The organism is Sphingomonas abietis (assembly GCF_027625475.1).
Lineage (GTDB): Bacteria > Pseudomonadota > Alphaproteobacteria > Sphingomonadales > Sphingomonadaceae > Solisphingomonas > Solisphingomonas abietis.
Map to the genome: position 1 here is coordinate 3,710,343 of NZ_CP115174.1, position 13,741 is coordinate 3,724,083.

Genomic DNA, 13,741 nt, shown 5'->3' on the forward strand with positions numbered 1-13,741 from the left:
ACAGGCGATGAAGCTCGACGATTACCGGACCAGCGACAATGTCGGCGACGAGCGCGACCAGAATTACGGCGGCGGCGGCGGCGGCTTCGGTGGCGGCGGCGGACTGTTCCCGCTGCTGTTCGGCTTCGTCGCCAGCCGCTTCGGCATCGGCGGTATCGTCGTTCTGATCATCGGCGCGCTGATCTTCGGCGGCAACCCGATGGCGCTGATGGGCGGCGGTCAGAATGCGCTGCCCACCGGCAACCAGCCGACGATCAGCCATGACGGCGCCGCCAAGGCCTGCGCCGCCAACGCCGCCAGCAAATTCTCCTGCCAGGTGCTCGCCAGCACCGAGGATACGTGGAGCGCGATCTTCCAGCAGGAGGGCCGCCAATACACCCCCACCGCGCTGATCTTCTACAGCCGCGAGGGCAGTTCCGGCTGCGGCGCCGCGCAATCGGCGATGGGGCCATTCTATTGCCCCAACGACAAGCGCGTCTATCTCGACACCGAATTCTACGACGAGCTGCAGAACAAGTTCGGCGTCTCCGGCAATTTCGCCCAGGCCTATGTGATCGCCCACGAGGTCGGCCACCATGTCCAGGACGAATTGGGCACGCTCGCCCAGGCGACGGCGCAGCAACGCGATGAGTCGACCAAGCAGGGCAATGCCACCCAGGTGCTGATCGAGCTTCAGGCGGATTGCTATGCCGGCGTGTGGGCGGCGCACAATCGCGACCGGATCGAGCCGGGCGACGTCGAGGGCGGCCTGAAGGCGGCGCACGCAATCGGCGACGACACCCTCCAGCAGGAAGCGCAGGGCCGCGTCGTGCCGGACAGCTTCACCCACGGCACCTCCGCCGAGCGGATGAAGTGGCTGAAGCGCGGCATCGACTCCGGCGATCCCGCCCAATGCGATACGTTCAAGGTCGGCGCCGACGGCTGATGGCGGGTGCGGCCGGGGCGGATCGCCATTCAGGGGATTGAAGCGGATCGCCCCGCCTCCATGGACCTACAACCCCGCTCCCCACCCCCGTTCGGCCTGAGCGCAGTCGAAGGCCAAGCCCCACGGTCGCCCCACGCACCTCGCCGCCCGCAACTCGCCCAAAAAAGCGGCATCGAAATCGTCCTGCCGGCATGACGATGACGCGATGACGCCCTATCTCTTGGCCCAGGCACCCAGCCTATTCCCCCCGGCATGTGGCATTGCCGCACCGCCGGTTCGCGTCGCAAGGAGACCCTCATGGATTATCGCAAGCTCGGCAACACCGGGCTCGACATCTCGCCGCTCTGCCTCGGCTGCATGACCTTCGGCGTGGCGGATCGCGGCACCCACGAATGGACGCTCGACGAAGAGAAGAGCCGGCCGCTGATCCGCCAGGCGGTGGAAGCCGGGATCAACTTCTTCGATACCGCCAACGTCTATTCGGACGGCACCTCGGAAGAGATTGTCGGCCGCGCGCTCAAGGATTTCATCCCCCGCGACGAGGTGGTGATCGCCACCAAGGTGCATGGCCGGATGCACAAGGGGCCGAACGGCGCCGGGCTTTCGCGCAAGGCGATCATGAGCGAGATCGACGCCAGCCTGAAGCGGCTCGGCACCGACTATGTCGATCTCTACCAGATCCACCGCTTCGATTACGACGTGCCGATCGAGGAGACGCTGGAGGCGCTCCACGATGTCGTGAAGGCCGGCAAGGCCCGCTATATCGGCGCCTCGTCGATGTATGCCTGGCAGTTCGCCACCCTGCTCCACGTCGCCGAGCAGAATGGCTGGACGCGCTTCGTCACCATGCAGAACTACGTCAACCTGCTCTATCGCGAGGAGGAGCGCGAGATGCTGCCTTTGTGCGAGGCAGAAGGCGTCGGCGTGATCCCGTGGAGCCCGCTCGCGCGGGGCCGCCTGACCCGCGACTGGGACGAGACCACCGGGCGATCCGAGACCGACCAGTTCGGCAAGACGCTCTACGCCCACACCGCCGATGCCGATCGCAAGGTGGTGGAGACGGTGGCCGCGATCGCGCAGGAGCGCGGCGTGCCCCGCGCGCAGGTCGCGCTCGCCTGGGTGCTGGACAAGCCCGAGGTCTCCGCGCCGATCGTCGGCGCCTCCAAGCCCGGTCATCTCGACGATGCGATCGCGGCGCTCGATCTGGAGCTGAGCGACGACGAGATCGCGCGGCTGGAGGCGCCCTACGTGCCCCACGCCGTCGTCGGCTTCGACTGACGCGCCGTCCTGGGCTCCCGCACAGGCAGGAGCCCAGGCGGCATTCCGGCCGTTCATGGACCTCTCTGGCCGGGATTGCGTTGCATTCCCAAAGAGAGAGGATCGCCGATGACCGCCACCACGCTGCGCCGCGATATCGTCACCCGCCCGGTCTTCCAGGCCGTGGAAGGGGTGATGCCCGCTTTGTCGACAACCGAGGCGGAGGCGATCGACGCCGGCGACACCTGGCTCGACGCCGCGCTGTTCACCGGCAATCCGGACTGGAACCAGCTGCTCGCGGTGCCGCCCGCCGCCCTCTCGGACGAAGAGCGCGCCTTTCTCGACGGGCCGGTGGAGGAACTCTGCGCGCTGGTCGACGACTGGAAGGCGACCTTCGAGGATCATGACCTGCCGCCCGCCGCCTGGGATCTGCTCAAGCGCGCGCGCTTCTTCGGCATGATCATCCCCCAGCGCTATGGCGGCCTCGGCTTCTCGGCGCTCGGCCACAGCGAGGTGGTGCGCAAGCTCTCGACCCGCTCGTCCGCCGCCGCGGTCACCGCGATGGTGCCCAATTCGCTCGGGCCGGGCGAGCTGATCATGACCTTCGGCACCGACGCGCAGAAGGATTATTGGCTGCCGCGGCTGGCCGACGGACGCGAAATCCCCTGCTTCGGGCTGACCTCGCCCGAGGCCGGATCGGATGCCGCGGCGATGGTCGATAGCGGCGTCGTCGCCCATGGCGAATGGCAGGGCGAGACGGTGCTCGGCATCCGCCTCAACTGGCACAAGCGCTACATCACGCTCGGCCCGGTCGCGACCATCCTCGGCCTCGCCTTCAAGCTCTCCGATCCCGATCGGCTGCTGGGCGGCGAGGCGGAGATCGGCATCACCGTCGGCCTCGTCCCCACCGATCTGCCCGGCGTCGAGATCGGCCGCCGCCATCTGCCCGCGATGCAGGCGTTCATGAACGGCCCCAACGAAGGCCATGACGTATTCATCCCGCTCGATCACATCATCGGCGGGCGCGAGCGCGTCGGCCAGGGCTGGCGGATGCTGATGTCGGCGCTGGCCGCCGGGCGCGGCATCTCGCTGCCCTCGCAATCGGCCGCCGCCGCCGCCTTCGCCGCCTACACCACCGGCGCCTATGCCCGCGTCCGCTCGCAGTTCAACGTCGCCATCGCCGAGTTCGAAGGCGTGCAGGAGCGGCTCGCGCGGATCGCCGCCAACGCCTATCTGCTCGATGCCGCGCGCCGGCTGACCTGCGCCGGGCTCGACCAGGGCCATCACCCCGCCGTGATCTCCTCGGTGATGAAGCTGCACGCCACCGAGCGGATGCGGATCGTCGTCAACGATGCGATGGACGTCCATGGCGGCAAGGCGATCATCGACGGGCCGAGCAACTATCTCGGCAATTCGTACCGCTCGGTGCCGGTCGCGATCACGGTGGAGGGGGCGAATATCCTCACCCGCTCGCTGATGGTGTTCGGCCAGGGCGCGATCCGCTCGCACCCCTATCTGCTCGACGAGGTGCGCGCGATCGGCGAGCAGGATCGCGCCTTGGCGCTCACCCGGTTCGATGCGGTGGTGTGGAAGCATGTCGCCCATGCGCTCAAGACCGCGATCCGGGCCTTCGCGCGCAGCTGGACCGGCGGCGCCTTCGCGCCTGCCCCCGAAGCCGGGCGTGCCAAGCGCTTCTATCGCCAGCTCTCCCGCTACTCCGCCGCCTTCGCCTTCGTGTCGGACATCGCCTTCCTGTCGCTCGGCGGCGAGCTCAAGCGCCGCGAATTGCTGTCGGCGCGGCTCGGCGACATCCTGTCCGAACTCTATCTGCTCTCCGCCGCGCTCAAGCGCTGGGAGGATGAGGGCCGGCAGGACAGCGACTGGGTGCTGCTGCGCTATTGCATGGAGGCCGGCTTCCTGACGATCGAGCAGCGCTTCGACGAACTGATCGCCAACATGCCGAGCCGCGCGGTGCGCTGGATGCTGAGGATCTTCATCATGCCGTTCGGTCGCCGTCGCCACGGCCCGTCCGACTGGCTGATCCGCAAGACCGCCGCGGTCATCACCACGCCCTCCGCGGCGCGCGACCGGCTCACCGCCGACATCTATCGCGGCCGGGGCGACGATGCGGTGGCGAAGCTCGAACAGGCCTTCACGCTCGTCACCGAGACCCAGCCGATCCGCGATCGCCTGCGCAAGGCGCGCATCAAGGATTGGCACGCGGCCGGCCCCGACCGGCTGTCGGACGACGACCGTGCCCGGCTCGAGGAGGCCGACGCCGCCATCGCCACCGTCATCGCCGTCGACGATTTCGCGGCGGACGAACTGGCGCCGGCAAAGAGCTGACACCCTGTCCTTCGCCGCGCGCCTGCGCTATCAGCCCGCCAAAATAATATCGGAGAGCATATGCAGGCGTTCGATTTCGCCCTCGGCGAACATGCGGACATGATCCGCGACACCACCGCGCGCTTCGCGGCCGATCGGATCGCGCCGATCGCCGCGAGGATCGATGCGGAGGACAGCTTCCCGCGCGAACTGTGGCCGGAGATGGGCGCGCTCGGCCTCCACGGCATCACCGTCGAGGAGGAGTATGGCGGCCTCGGCCTCGGCTATCTCGAACATGTCGTCGCCTGCGAGGAGGTGAGCCGCGCCTCGGCCTCGGTCGGCCTCTCCTACGGCGCGCACAGCAATCTGTGCGTCAACCAGATCCGCCGCTGGGGTTCCCCCGAGCAGAAGGCGAAATATCTGCCCAAGCTGATCTCCGGCGATCATGTCGGCAGCCTTGCCATGTCCGAGGCCGGCGCCGGATCGGACGTGGTCAGCATGAAGCTGCGCGCCGATGCGGTGGAGGGCGGCTATCGGCTCAACGGCACCAAATTCTGGATCACCAACGCGCCTTATGCCGATACTCTGGTGGTCTATGCCAAGACCGCGCCGGACGCCGGATCGAAGGGCATTACCGCCTTCCTGATCGAGAAGGATTTCGCCGGTTTCTCCATCGGCCAGACAATCGACAAGATGGGGATGCGCGGCAGCCCCACGGCCGAGCTGGTGTTCGACGATTGCTTCGTGCCGGGCGAGAATGTGATGGGGCCGCTGAACGGCGGCGCCAAGGTGCTGATGTCCGGCCTCGATTATGAGCGCGTGGTGCTCTCCGGCATCCAGCTCGGCATCATGGCGGCCTGCCTCGATACCGTCATCCCCTATGTGCGGGAACGCAAACAGTTCGGGCAGGCGATCGGCACCTTCCAGCTGATGCAGGGCAAGGTCGCCGACATGGTCGTCGCGCTCAATTCGTCGCGCGCCTATGTCTATGCGGTGGCGCGCGCCTGTGATGCCGGCAGGACGACGCGCTACGATGCCGCTGGCGCGATCCTGCTCGCCTCGGAGAATGCGGTGAAGGTGGCGAACGAGGCGATTCAGGCGCTCGGCGGCGCGGGTTACACGAAGGACTGGCCGGTCGAGCGCTATGCCCGCGACGCCAAGCTGCTCGATATCGGCGCGGGGACCAACGAGGTGAGACGGATGTTGATCGGCCGCGAACTGATCGGCCACGACGCCCCGAGGGCGCAGTGATGGCGGCTGGTCCCCCTCCCCGTGCCGGGGAGGTATCTTTCTGATGGGCGCGCCTCTCACCACTCTTGTCGATCCCTCCTCGGAGGATTTCCGCCGCCGCGCCGCGCACAACCGCGCGCTCGCCGACAGGCTGCGCGCCGACGTCGCCACTGCCGCGCTGGGCGGCCCGGAGGCCTCGCGTGAGCGCCATGTCGCGCGCGGCAAGCTGTTGCCGCGCGATCGCGTCGGCCATCTGCTCGATCCGGGCTCGCCCTTTCTCGAGATCGGCCAGCTCGCCGCGCATGGCGAATATGGCGGCGAGGTGCCCGGCGCCGGCATGATCGCCGGTATCGGCCGCGTCTCCGGCCGGATGTGCATGATCGTCTGCAACGACGCGACGGTGAAGGGCGGCACCTATTATCCGCTGACCGTGAAGAAGCATCTGCGCGCGCAGGAGATCGCTCGCGAGAACCGGCTGCCCTGCCTCTATCTGGTCGATTCGGGCGGCGCCAACCTGCCCCACCAGGCCGAGGTCTTCCCCGACAAGGAGCATTTCGGCCGCATCTTCTTCAACCAGGCGCAGATGTCGGCGCTCGGCATCCCGCAGATCGCCTGCGTGATGGGCAGCTGCACCGCGGGCGGCGCCTATGTGCCGGCGATGTCCGACGAGAGCGTGATCGTGCGCGAGCAGGGCACGATCTTCCTGGCAGGCCCGCCGCTGGTGAAGGCGGCGACCGGCGAGGTGATCTCGGCCGAGGATCTCGGCGGCGGCGATCTCCATGCCCGGAAATCAGGCGTGGTCGATCATCTCGCCGAGAATGACGAGCATGCGCTGACCATCATCCGCGATATCGTCGCCACCCTGCCCGCCGATCGCACGCCCGACATCGCGCTGAAGGAGCCGCGCGCCCCGAAATTCGCTGCCGAGGAGCTGTACGGGCTGATCCCCGAGGATGTCCGCGCGCCCTACGACGTCCATGAGGTGATCGCCCGGATCGTCGACGGGTCCGAATTCCACGCGTTCAAGCCGCTCTACGGCACTACGCTGGTCTGCGGCTTCGCCCATATCTGGGGGATGCCGGTGGCGATCCTCGCCAATAACGGCGTGCTGTTCTCCGAAGCGGCGGTGAAGGGCGCGCATTTCATCGAGCTCGCCTGCCAGCGCCGCGTGCCGCTGCTGTTCCTGCAGAACATCTCGGGCTTCATGGTCGGCGGCAGGTACGAGGCCGAGGGCATCGCCAAGCATGGCGCCAAGCTGGTGACGGCGGTGGCCACCGCCAGCGTGCCCAAGATCACGGTGCTGATCGGCGGCAGCTTCGGCGCCGGCAATTACGGCATGGCGGGGCGCGCTTATTCGCCGCGCTTCCTGTTCAGCTGGCCCAACAGCCGCATCTCGGTGATGGGCGGCGAGCAGGCGGCGAGCGTGCTGGCGACGGTCCACCGCGACGCCGAGAGCTGGACGCCCGAGCAGGCCGAGGCGTTCAAGGCCCCGATCCGCGCAAAATATGAGGACGAGGGCAATCCCTGGCACGCCACGGCGCGATTGTGGGACGACGGCATCATCGACCCGGCCCAGACCCGCGACGTGCTGGGACTGAGCCTCGCCGCCTGCCTCAACGCCCCCGTTGCCGAACGCCCGGCCTTCGGCGTGTTCCGGATGTGAGCGCGCGCACGGTCCACTCAGTCCTCCCCGAGCTTGCCTCGGGGAGGGGGACCGCCCGGCGCAGCCGGGTGGTGGAGGGGCAGGCGCGACCAGAGAATGGCAGCCTCCACCTGCTCCCCCCTCTTCGTCACCCTGAACTTGTTTCAGGGTTCCGCATCAACGCGCCCTTCACGCGGAAGCGGAGGAAGGCCCAGCCCCACGGCCAGGTCTTCCCAATGCGGGTTATGTTGCTCGATCAGGTTGAGTTTCCAGTCGCGATGCCAGCGTTTCAGCTGCTTCTCGCGCAGGATCGCGGCCTCCATGGTGTCGGCCATCTCATAATGGACGAGACGTCGCACGCCGTAGCGCGTCGTGAAGCCCGGCACGCTGCCGCTGCGGTGTTGGTGAAGCCGCGCGATCAGCGCCGAGGTGACGCCGACATACAGCGTGCCACGCGCCTTGTTGGCGAGGATATAGACGCAAGGTTGGCGATCCACCGCAGGTCTCCGGGAAAACCGTCTGGCGGGATGCTGAAACAAGTTCAGCATGACGGAAAGAGGCAACCCAATCCCCTTCCTCGTCATCCTGAACTTGTTTCAGGATCTCGGCTCCAGCGCCCCCTCAGCGTCGACGCCAGGAAAGCCCAGCCCCACGGCAACGGACCATTGCACCCATGATCACCTCCCTCCTCATCGCCAATCGCGGCGAGATCGCCTGCCGGATCATCCGCACCGCGCGGCGGCTCGGCATCCGCACCGTGGCGGTCTATTCGGAGGCCGATGCCGGCGCTCTCCATGTCCGCTCGGCCGACGAGGCGGTGCTGATCGGGCCGGCGCCGGTGCGCGAAAGCTATCTGGTCGGCGCGCGGATCATCGCCGCCGCCCAGGCCAGCGGCGCGCAGGCGATCCACCCCGGCTATGGCTTCCTCTCCGAGAATGCGGATTTCGCGGCGGACGTGATCGCGGCCGGGCTGGTCTGGGTCGGCCCCCATCCGGACAGCATCCGCGCGATGGGCCTCAAGGATGCCGCCAAGCAGCGGATGATCGCCGCCGGCGTGCCGGTCACGCCCGGCTATCTTGGGCCGGACCAGTCGCCGGAACGGCTGCAGGCGGAGGCCGATGCGATCGGCTATCCGGTGCTGATCAAGGCGGTCGCCGGTGGCGGCGGCAAGGGCATGCGGCGGGTCGATGCTGCGCAGCATTTCGCCGATGCGCTGGCCTCCTGCCAGCGCGAGGCGGCTTCCTCCTTCGGCGACGATCGCGTGCTGATCGAGAAATATATCCTGAGCCCGCGCCATATCGAGGTGCAGGTGTTCGGGGACAGCCACGGCCAGGTCGTCCACCTGTTCGAGCGCGACTGCTCGCTCCAGCGCCGCCACCAGAAGGTGATCGAGGAGGCCCCCGCCCCCGGCATGGATGCGGCCACGCGCGACGCGGTGTGCGCGGCGGCGGTGAAGGCGGCGCAGGCGGTCGACTATGTCGGCGCCGGCACCATCGAGTTCATCGCCGACGCCTCCGAAGGCCTGCGTGCCGACCGCATCTGGTTCATGGAGATGAACACGCGGCTGCAGGTCGAGCATCCGGTGACCGAGGCGATCACCGGGCAGGATCTGGTCGAATGGCAACTCCGCGTGGCATCGGGCGAGCCGCTGCCCAAGCGCCAGCACGAACTCGCGATCGACGGCTGGGCGATCGAGGCGCGGCTCTATGCGGAGGATCCGGCCAGGGGGTTCCTGCCGAGCGCTGGTCGAATCGACCATTGGATTATCCCGAGCCCCAGCAGCATCGATGTGCGGATCGAAAGCAGTCTCAACCGTACCGACGTGATCCAGACATTCTATGACCCGATGATCGCCAAGATCATCGTGCATGCCAGCACGCGCACGGCGGCGGTTGATGGGCTGGCAGAGGTATGTGCGGGCACTGAAGTAGCCCCGATCGCAACCAACGCCGGCTTCCTCGCACGGTTGCTCCGTCGCGCCGAGTTTCGATCGGGCGGAGTGACGACAGGCTTCATCGGGAACGAGGAGCGGTCGCTGACGGATCTCACGCCCGTGACAGACAAGCTGAAACGCCAAGCGGGTATCGCCCTGCTCATTCAGAGCGTTCGATCTTTAAACGGCCGAAGCTACGGAACGATTGCCAGCGAATTGGCGGCCCCTTGCGCCGGCAACATATGGCGCGAATGCCTTGGTTTCCGTGTCAATGCCGATCCCGAACTTTCAGCGTCGTTCTTCCTCGACAACAAGCGAGAGACGGTCCCCATGACGGGTGATTGGACGGAGGAATGGATCTCCACGGAACCGGCCGAGGCCGGACTGTATGTTTTCGATGACGGCGAGAAAATTGCCATCAAGACGCGCTACGATGCGAGCGCGGGCGCCTCGCTCTCCGACGGCACCCTCACCGCCCCGATGCCCGGCCGCATCGTCGCGGTCGAGGTCGCGGCGGGCGATGCGGTCGCCAAAGGCCAGCGCGTCGTCGTGATCGAGGCGATGAAGATGGAGCAGGCGCTGCTCGCGCCGTTCGATGGCATCGTCGCGGAGCTCGGCCCGGCGGCCGGCGCGCAGGTCTCCGAAGGCACATTGCTCGCCCGGATCGAGCCGATCGAGCCGGCGGCATAATCCCGCCCGTTCGCCCTGAGCCTGTCGAAGGGCCGCCCTTCGCACAGGAAGAAGGACAGGGCCTCGACAGGCTCAGCCCGAACGGGATCAGGGTCATCGGGATCGAGATCGGGACAATAAGGACGGGAGCCAGGCATGACCGGCAGATATTATGACGAATGGCAGATCGGCGACCGGGTCGAGCACCCGATCCGCCGCACCGTCACCGAGACCGACAATCTGCTCTTCTCGGTGATGACCCACAATCCGCAGCCGCTCCACATCGATGCGGAGGCCGCCAAGGCCAGCGAGTTCGGCCAGATCCTCGTCAACGGCACCTTCACCTTCGCGCTGATGATCGGGCTGTCGGTCGGCGAGACGACGCTCGGCACGCTGGTCGCCAATCTCGGCTATGATGCGCTGGTCATGCCGCAGCCGGTGTTCCTCGGCGACACGATGCGCGCCACCTCGGAGGTGATCGCGCTCAAGGACAGCCGGTCGCGCCCGCAGGCCGGTGTCGTCACCTTCCAGCATGAGCTGATCAACCAGCGCGGCGATGTGGTATGCCGCTGCACGCGATCCGCACTGCTGCACAGGAAACCCGCATGAGGCTCCGCTCCCTGCTCTTCGTCCCCGGCGACCGCCCCGAGCGGATGGAAAAGGCGCTCGGCTTCGGCGCCGATGCGCTGATCCTCGATCTGGAGGATGCCGTGGCGGCCGATAACCGCCCGAGGGCGCGCGACGAGGTCGCCCGCTTCCTGGCCACGGCGGAGCGGCGCGCGACGCTGTTCGTCCGCGTCAATCCGCTCGACGGCAAGGACGTCGACCTCGACCTGAACGTCATCGCCGCCGGCAAGCCGGACGGCATCGTGCTGCCCAAGGCGGAGGGCGCCGTCTCGGTCGAGGCGCTGGCCAATCGCATGGCGGCGCGCGACCTCTTCGTGCCGATCCTGCCGATCGCGACCGAAACGCCCGCCGCGATCTTCCAGCTCGGCAGCTATGGCCCGGTCGCGCATCGCCTCGCCGGGCTGACCTGGGGCGCGGAGGATCTGCCCGCCGCGATCGGCGCCACCACCAGCCGCGAGGAGGATGGCCGCTATACGGCGCCCTATGAGATGGCCCGTGCGTTCACCTTGTTCGGCGCCCATGCGGCCGGCGTGCCGGCGATCGAGACGGTGTTCCCCGCTTTCCACGACGGCGACGGGCTGGCCCGCTATGCCGCGCGGGCGGCGCGGGACGGCTTCACCGGCATGATGGCGATCCACCCCGCCCAGATCGAGACGATCAACGCCGCCTTCACCCCGTCGGCCGCCGCGATCGCCCAGGCCCGCCGGGTGGTGGAGGCGTTCGCCGCCAACCCCGATGCCGGCGTGCTCCCGCTCGACGGCCGGATGATCGACGCGCCGCATCTCAAGCAGGCGCGGCATGTCCTGACGCAGGCCGGCGGGTAAAATCCGGAACATTTTGAGCCCCGGGCGGATTTCCCCCGATAGGTATCACCAGCGGGAGATAGATGTCATGACCGAAGATGGACGCGCACCACGCAAGGCCAACCGGCCGTTCCTGGCCCTGATCGTCGGTGCGATCATTCTGGCGATCGCCGGGATCGTCGTCGCCGGCGGCATCCTGAGCCGCCAGCACCCGACCACCGACACCGCGCCGCAAAAATAGCCGGCGCCATGTCCCGTGCAACGTCTCACCCGGTGCCCCGTGCAGCGCCCGAAGCGCATCGCCGATGTCCTGAAGGGTATCGCCCCGGCGAAGTGGTGGAAGGGACTGGATTCGAACCAGTGTACGCTTGCACGGGCAGATTTACAGTCTGCTGCCTTTAACCACTCGGCCACCCTTCCGCGTTTCCGCCGGGGCGAGGCGCGCCTATTGGCGAATGAGTCCTTGCCTGTCAACGCACGTCCGTGGAAAAGCGCCCACATTATGCGCAAAGGTCATCGTCCATCCGCCGTCTCCTCCGGTCGCGTCCGTCTCTGGGGGCGCCACGCCGTCACCGCGGCGCTCGCCAATCCGGAGCGGACCGTCCGCAAACTCTGGGGAACCCACGAGGCGATCGCCGCGCTGGGCCTCTCCCCCTCCCATTTTCCGGTGCAATATGCCGAAGGCGCCGATCTCGGCCGCATGGTGCCGAACGACGCCCCCCACCAGGGGCTGGTGCTGGAATGCGATCCGCTGCCCGACAAATGGCTGGACGAACTGTTCGAGCTGGCCGCCGGGCCGGACGATCGCCGGCCGATCGTGGTGCTCGACCAGGTGACCGACCCGCACAATGTCGGGGCGGTGCTGCGCTCGGCGGTGGCGTTCGATGCGCTCGGCATCGTCACGCAGGATCGCCATGCCCCCCCCGAATCGGGCGCGCTCGCCCGTGCCGCTTCCGGCGCGCTGGAGACGATGCCCTGGATACGCGTGGTCAATCTCGCCCGCGCGCTCGATGAGATGGCGGACGCCGGCTATTGGCGCGTCGGCCTCACCGGGCATACCGACGTGCTGCTCGGCGAGGCGCTGGTGCCCGGCAAGATCGCGCTGGTGCTGGGGGCGGAAGGCGAAGGCATGCGCCAGAACACCGAGGCGCATTGCGACGTGCTCGCCAAGCTGCCGATCTCGCCGAAGATAGAGAGCCTCAATATCTCCAACGCCGCCGCGATTGCGCTCTACGCCGCGGCGACACGGGGCTGACTCCAGCCCCTCCCTGCGAAGGGAGGGGCCAGTGGGCGCTCAATCCTCTTCGGCGATCGTGACCTTGAGGCCATCGAGCGAGTCGCCGAACGGGATCTGGCAGGACAGGCGCGACGTCGCCGTCCGATAATCGGAACTGTCGAGCAGGTCGTTCTCGTCCTCGCTCATCGGCGGCAACCTGTCGGCGAACGCCGGATCGACATGGATATGGCAGGTCGCGCAGGAGCAGCAGCCGCCGCACAGCGCCAGCAGTTCATCGAATCCGGCATCGCGGATCACTTCCATCACGCTCAGCCCGGCTTCGCCTTCGACGGTGGATTCCTGGCCTTCGCGGGTGACGACGATCAATTTCGGCATAAGTCCCTCGGGATGACGGATGTTTCGGCTGCGGCTATGGGGAAAGCCTGCAATCAAGACAAGAGGACAACCCTTGGGCATCGCCGCCGAACAGCTTCACGCCTCCATGATCGCGCTGGCAGCGATCGAACCGGCGTTTGCGCGCGGGATCGAGCGGGTCGGGCTGCCGCAACCCCGCCTGTCCGAGCGCGGCTACGCGACCTTGCTGCGCACGATCGTGGGGCAACAGGTCAGCGTCCACGCCGCGCGTGCGGTCTGGAACCGCCTGGAGGCGGCGCTCGGCGACCTGACCGACCATGCCCCGCTGCTCGCCGCCACCGACGAGGAACTGCGCGCCTGCGGCCTGTCCCGCCAGAAAACCGGCTATGCGCGCAGCCTTGCCGGTCTGGTCGGATCGGGCGAGCTCGATCTCGCCACCCTCGATGCCAGCGACGAACAGGCGATCACCGATCTCACCCGAATCAAGGGCATCGGCCGGTGGTCGGCCGAAATCTATCTGCTGTTCGCCGAAGGGCGCGCCGACATCTGGCCGGCCGGAGACCTGGCGGTGCAGATCGAGGTCGGCCGCCTGCTCGGGCTGGACGAGCGCCCCAGCGAGAAGCTGACCCGCGAACTGGCCGAGGCCTGGCGCCCGCATCGCGGCGCGGCGGCGATCTTCGCCTGGCATCATTATGCGATGAACGGCAAATCCGGCGCACCGATATGAGCCGCCGCTCCA

13 protein-coding genes and 1 tRNA gene are annotated in these 13,741 nt (G+C 67.7%); 11 read left to right on the forward strand and 3 right to left on the reverse strand.

Features of this window, described 5'->3' with window-relative positions; translation table 11 throughout:
* The first annotated feature begins 7 nt into the window (after positions 1 to 7).
* The 5 genes from ypfJ to PBT88_RS17400 all read left to right on the forward strand — a co-directional run bounded on the left by ypfJ (position 8) and on the right by PBT88_RS17400 (position 7,400).
* Complete coding sequence (gene ypfJ, locus PBT88_RS17380) at positions 8 to 925, forward strand: KPN_02809 family neutral zinc metallopeptidase (protein WP_270076564.1); 918 nt, start codon at positions 8 to 10, stop codon at positions 923 to 925.
* A gap of 297 nt (positions 926 to 1,222) precedes the next feature.
* Positions 1,223 to 2,203: an aldo/keto reductase gene (locus PBT88_RS17385; RefSeq protein WP_270076565.1), complete on the forward strand. Its 981-nt coding sequence runs from the start codon at positions 1,223 to 1,225 to the stop codon at positions 2,201 to 2,203.
* A 108-nt stretch (positions 2,204 to 2,311) separates the two neighbouring features.
* Positions 2,312 to 4,528, forward strand: a complete 2,217-nt coding sequence (locus PBT88_RS17390) for an acyl-CoA dehydrogenase (protein ID WP_270076566.1) — start codon at positions 2,312 to 2,314, stop codon at positions 4,526 to 4,528.
* 60 nt (positions 4,529 to 4,588) lie between these two features.
* Positions 4,589 to 5,758: an isovaleryl-CoA dehydrogenase gene (locus PBT88_RS17395; protein ID WP_270076567.1), complete on the forward strand. Its 1,170-nt coding sequence runs from the start codon at positions 4,589 to 4,591 to the stop codon at positions 5,756 to 5,758.
* 43 nt (positions 5,759 to 5,801) lie between these two features.
* Entirely contained in the window at positions 5,802 to 7,400 is a 1,599-nt protein-coding gene (locus tag PBT88_RS17400; protein WP_270076568.1) for a carboxyl transferase domain-containing protein, read from the forward strand.
* 143 nt (positions 7,401 to 7,543) lie between these two features.
* Here the strand turns inward: PBT88_RS17400 and PBT88_RS17405 are convergent, their stop codons facing one another.
* Positions 7,544 to 7,927, reverse strand: coding sequence for a GIY-YIG nuclease family protein (locus PBT88_RS17405; RefSeq protein ID WP_270079303.1), 384 nt, complete (start codon positions 7,925 to 7,927; stop codon positions 7,544 to 7,546).
* Between the two features lie 125 nt (positions 7,928 to 8,052).
* On the opposite strand from PBT88_RS17405, the gene PBT88_RS17410 reads away from it, so the two are divergent.
* The 4 genes from PBT88_RS17410 to PBT88_RS17425 all read left to right on the forward strand — a co-directional run bounded on the left by PBT88_RS17410 (position 8,053) and on the right by PBT88_RS17425 (position 11,652).
* The gene (locus tag PBT88_RS17410; protein ID WP_270076569.1) at positions 8,053 to 10,002 is read left to right on the forward strand and encodes an acetyl/propionyl/methylcrotonyl-CoA carboxylase subunit alpha; all 1,950 of its coding nucleotides are present in this window, start codon (positions 8,053 to 8,055) and stop codon (positions 10,000 to 10,002) included.
* 135 nt (positions 10,003 to 10,137) lie between these two features.
* A complete protein-coding gene (locus tag PBT88_RS17415) occupies positions 10,138 to 10,590 on the forward strand; it encodes a MaoC family dehydratase (protein ID WP_270076570.1) in 453 nt (150 codons plus the stop codon).
* On the forward strand, positions 10,587 to 11,432 hold the full coding sequence (locus tag PBT88_RS17420; RefSeq protein WP_270076571.1) for an HpcH/HpaI aldolase/citrate lyase family protein: 846 nt from the start codon (positions 10,587 to 10,589) through the stop codon (positions 11,430 to 11,432). The genes PBT88_RS17415 and PBT88_RS17420 overlap by 4 nt, the downstream gene beginning before the upstream one ends.
* 67 nt (positions 11,433 to 11,499) lie before the next feature.
* Positions 11,500 to 11,652 carry a hypothetical protein gene (locus tag PBT88_RS17425; protein WP_270076572.1) on the forward strand — a complete coding sequence of 51 codons (153 nt, stop codon included), beginning with the start codon at positions 11,500 to 11,502 and terminating at the stop codon, positions 11,650 to 11,652.
* A gap of 93 nt (positions 11,653 to 11,745) precedes the next feature.
* Here PBT88_RS17425 and PBT88_RS17430 read toward each other — a convergent pair.
* Positions 11,746 to 11,831, reverse strand: a tRNA-Tyr gene (locus PBT88_RS17430).
* Between the two features lie 82 nt (positions 11,832 to 11,913).
* Between PBT88_RS17430 and PBT88_RS17435 the strand changes: the two genes are divergently transcribed.
* Complete coding sequence (locus PBT88_RS17435) at positions 11,914 to 12,666, forward strand: TrmH family RNA methyltransferase (RefSeq protein ID WP_270076573.1); 753 nt, start codon at positions 11,914 to 11,916, stop codon at positions 12,664 to 12,666.
* 39 nt (positions 12,667 to 12,705) lie between these two features.
* Here the strand turns inward: PBT88_RS17435 and PBT88_RS17440 are convergent, their stop codons facing one another.
* The gene (locus PBT88_RS17440) at positions 12,706 to 13,023 is read right to left on the reverse strand and encodes a 2Fe-2S iron-sulfur cluster-binding family protein (RefSeq protein ID WP_270076574.1); all 318 of its coding nucleotides are present in this window, start codon (positions 13,021 to 13,023) and stop codon (positions 12,706 to 12,708) included.
* Positions 13,024 to 13,096: 73 nt separating this feature from the next.
* Here PBT88_RS17440 and PBT88_RS17445 point away from each other — a divergent pair, with 73 nt between their 5' ends.
* Positions 13,097 to 13,729 (forward strand): DNA-3-methyladenine glycosylase family protein, encoded by a 633-nt coding sequence (locus PBT88_RS17445; protein ID WP_270076575.1) that lies wholly within the window; start codon positions 13,097 to 13,099, stop codon positions 13,727 to 13,729.
* Positions 13,730 to 13,741 lie beyond the last annotated feature (12 nt).

Bases quoted from the DNA above. Each gene is read 5' to 3' on its own strand.
- PBT88_RS17420 (WP_270076571.1), top strand. From the start codon at position 10,587: ATGAGGCTCCGCTCCCTGCTCTTCGTCCCCGGCGACCGCCCCGAGCGG.
- PBT88_RS17405 (WP_270079303.1), bottom strand. From the start codon at position 7,927: ATGCTGAACTTGTTTCAGCATCCCGCCAGACGGTTTTCCCGGAGACCT.
- ypfJ (WP_270076564.1), top strand. From the start codon at position 8: ATGAAGCTCGACGATTACCGGACCAGCGACAATGTCGGCGACGAGCGC.
- PBT88_RS17385 (WP_270076565.1), top strand. From the start codon at position 1,223: ATGGATTATCGCAAGCTCGGCAACACCGGGCTCGACATCTCGCCGCTC.
- PBT88_RS17390 (WP_270076566.1), top strand. From the start codon at position 2,312: ATGACCGCCACCACGCTGCGCCGCGATATCGTCACCCGCCCGGTCTTC.
- PBT88_RS17395 (WP_270076567.1), top strand. From the start codon at position 4,589: ATGCAGGCGTTCGATTTCGCCCTCGGCGAACATGCGGACATGATCCGC.
- PBT88_RS17410 (WP_270076569.1), top strand. From the start codon at position 8,053: ATGATCACCTCCCTCCTCATCGCCAATCGCGGCGAGATCGCCTGCCGG.
- PBT88_RS17425 (WP_270076572.1), top strand. From the start codon at position 11,500: ATGACCGAAGATGGACGCGCACCACGCAAGGCCAACCGGCCGTTCCTG.
- PBT88_RS17435 (WP_270076573.1), top strand. From the start codon at position 11,914: ATGCGCAAAGGTCATCGTCCATCCGCCGTCTCCTCCGGTCGCGTCCGT.
- PBT88_RS17415 (WP_270076570.1), top strand. From the start codon at position 10,138: ATGACCGGCAGATATTATGACGAATGGCAGATCGGCGACCGGGTCGAG.
- PBT88_RS17440 (WP_270076574.1), bottom strand. From the start codon at position 13,023: ATGCCGAAATTGATCGTCGTCACCCGCGAAGGCCAGGAATCCACCGTC.
- PBT88_RS17400 (WP_270076568.1), top strand. From the start codon at position 5,802: ATGGGCGCGCCTCTCACCACTCTTGTCGATCCCTCCTCGGAGGATTTC.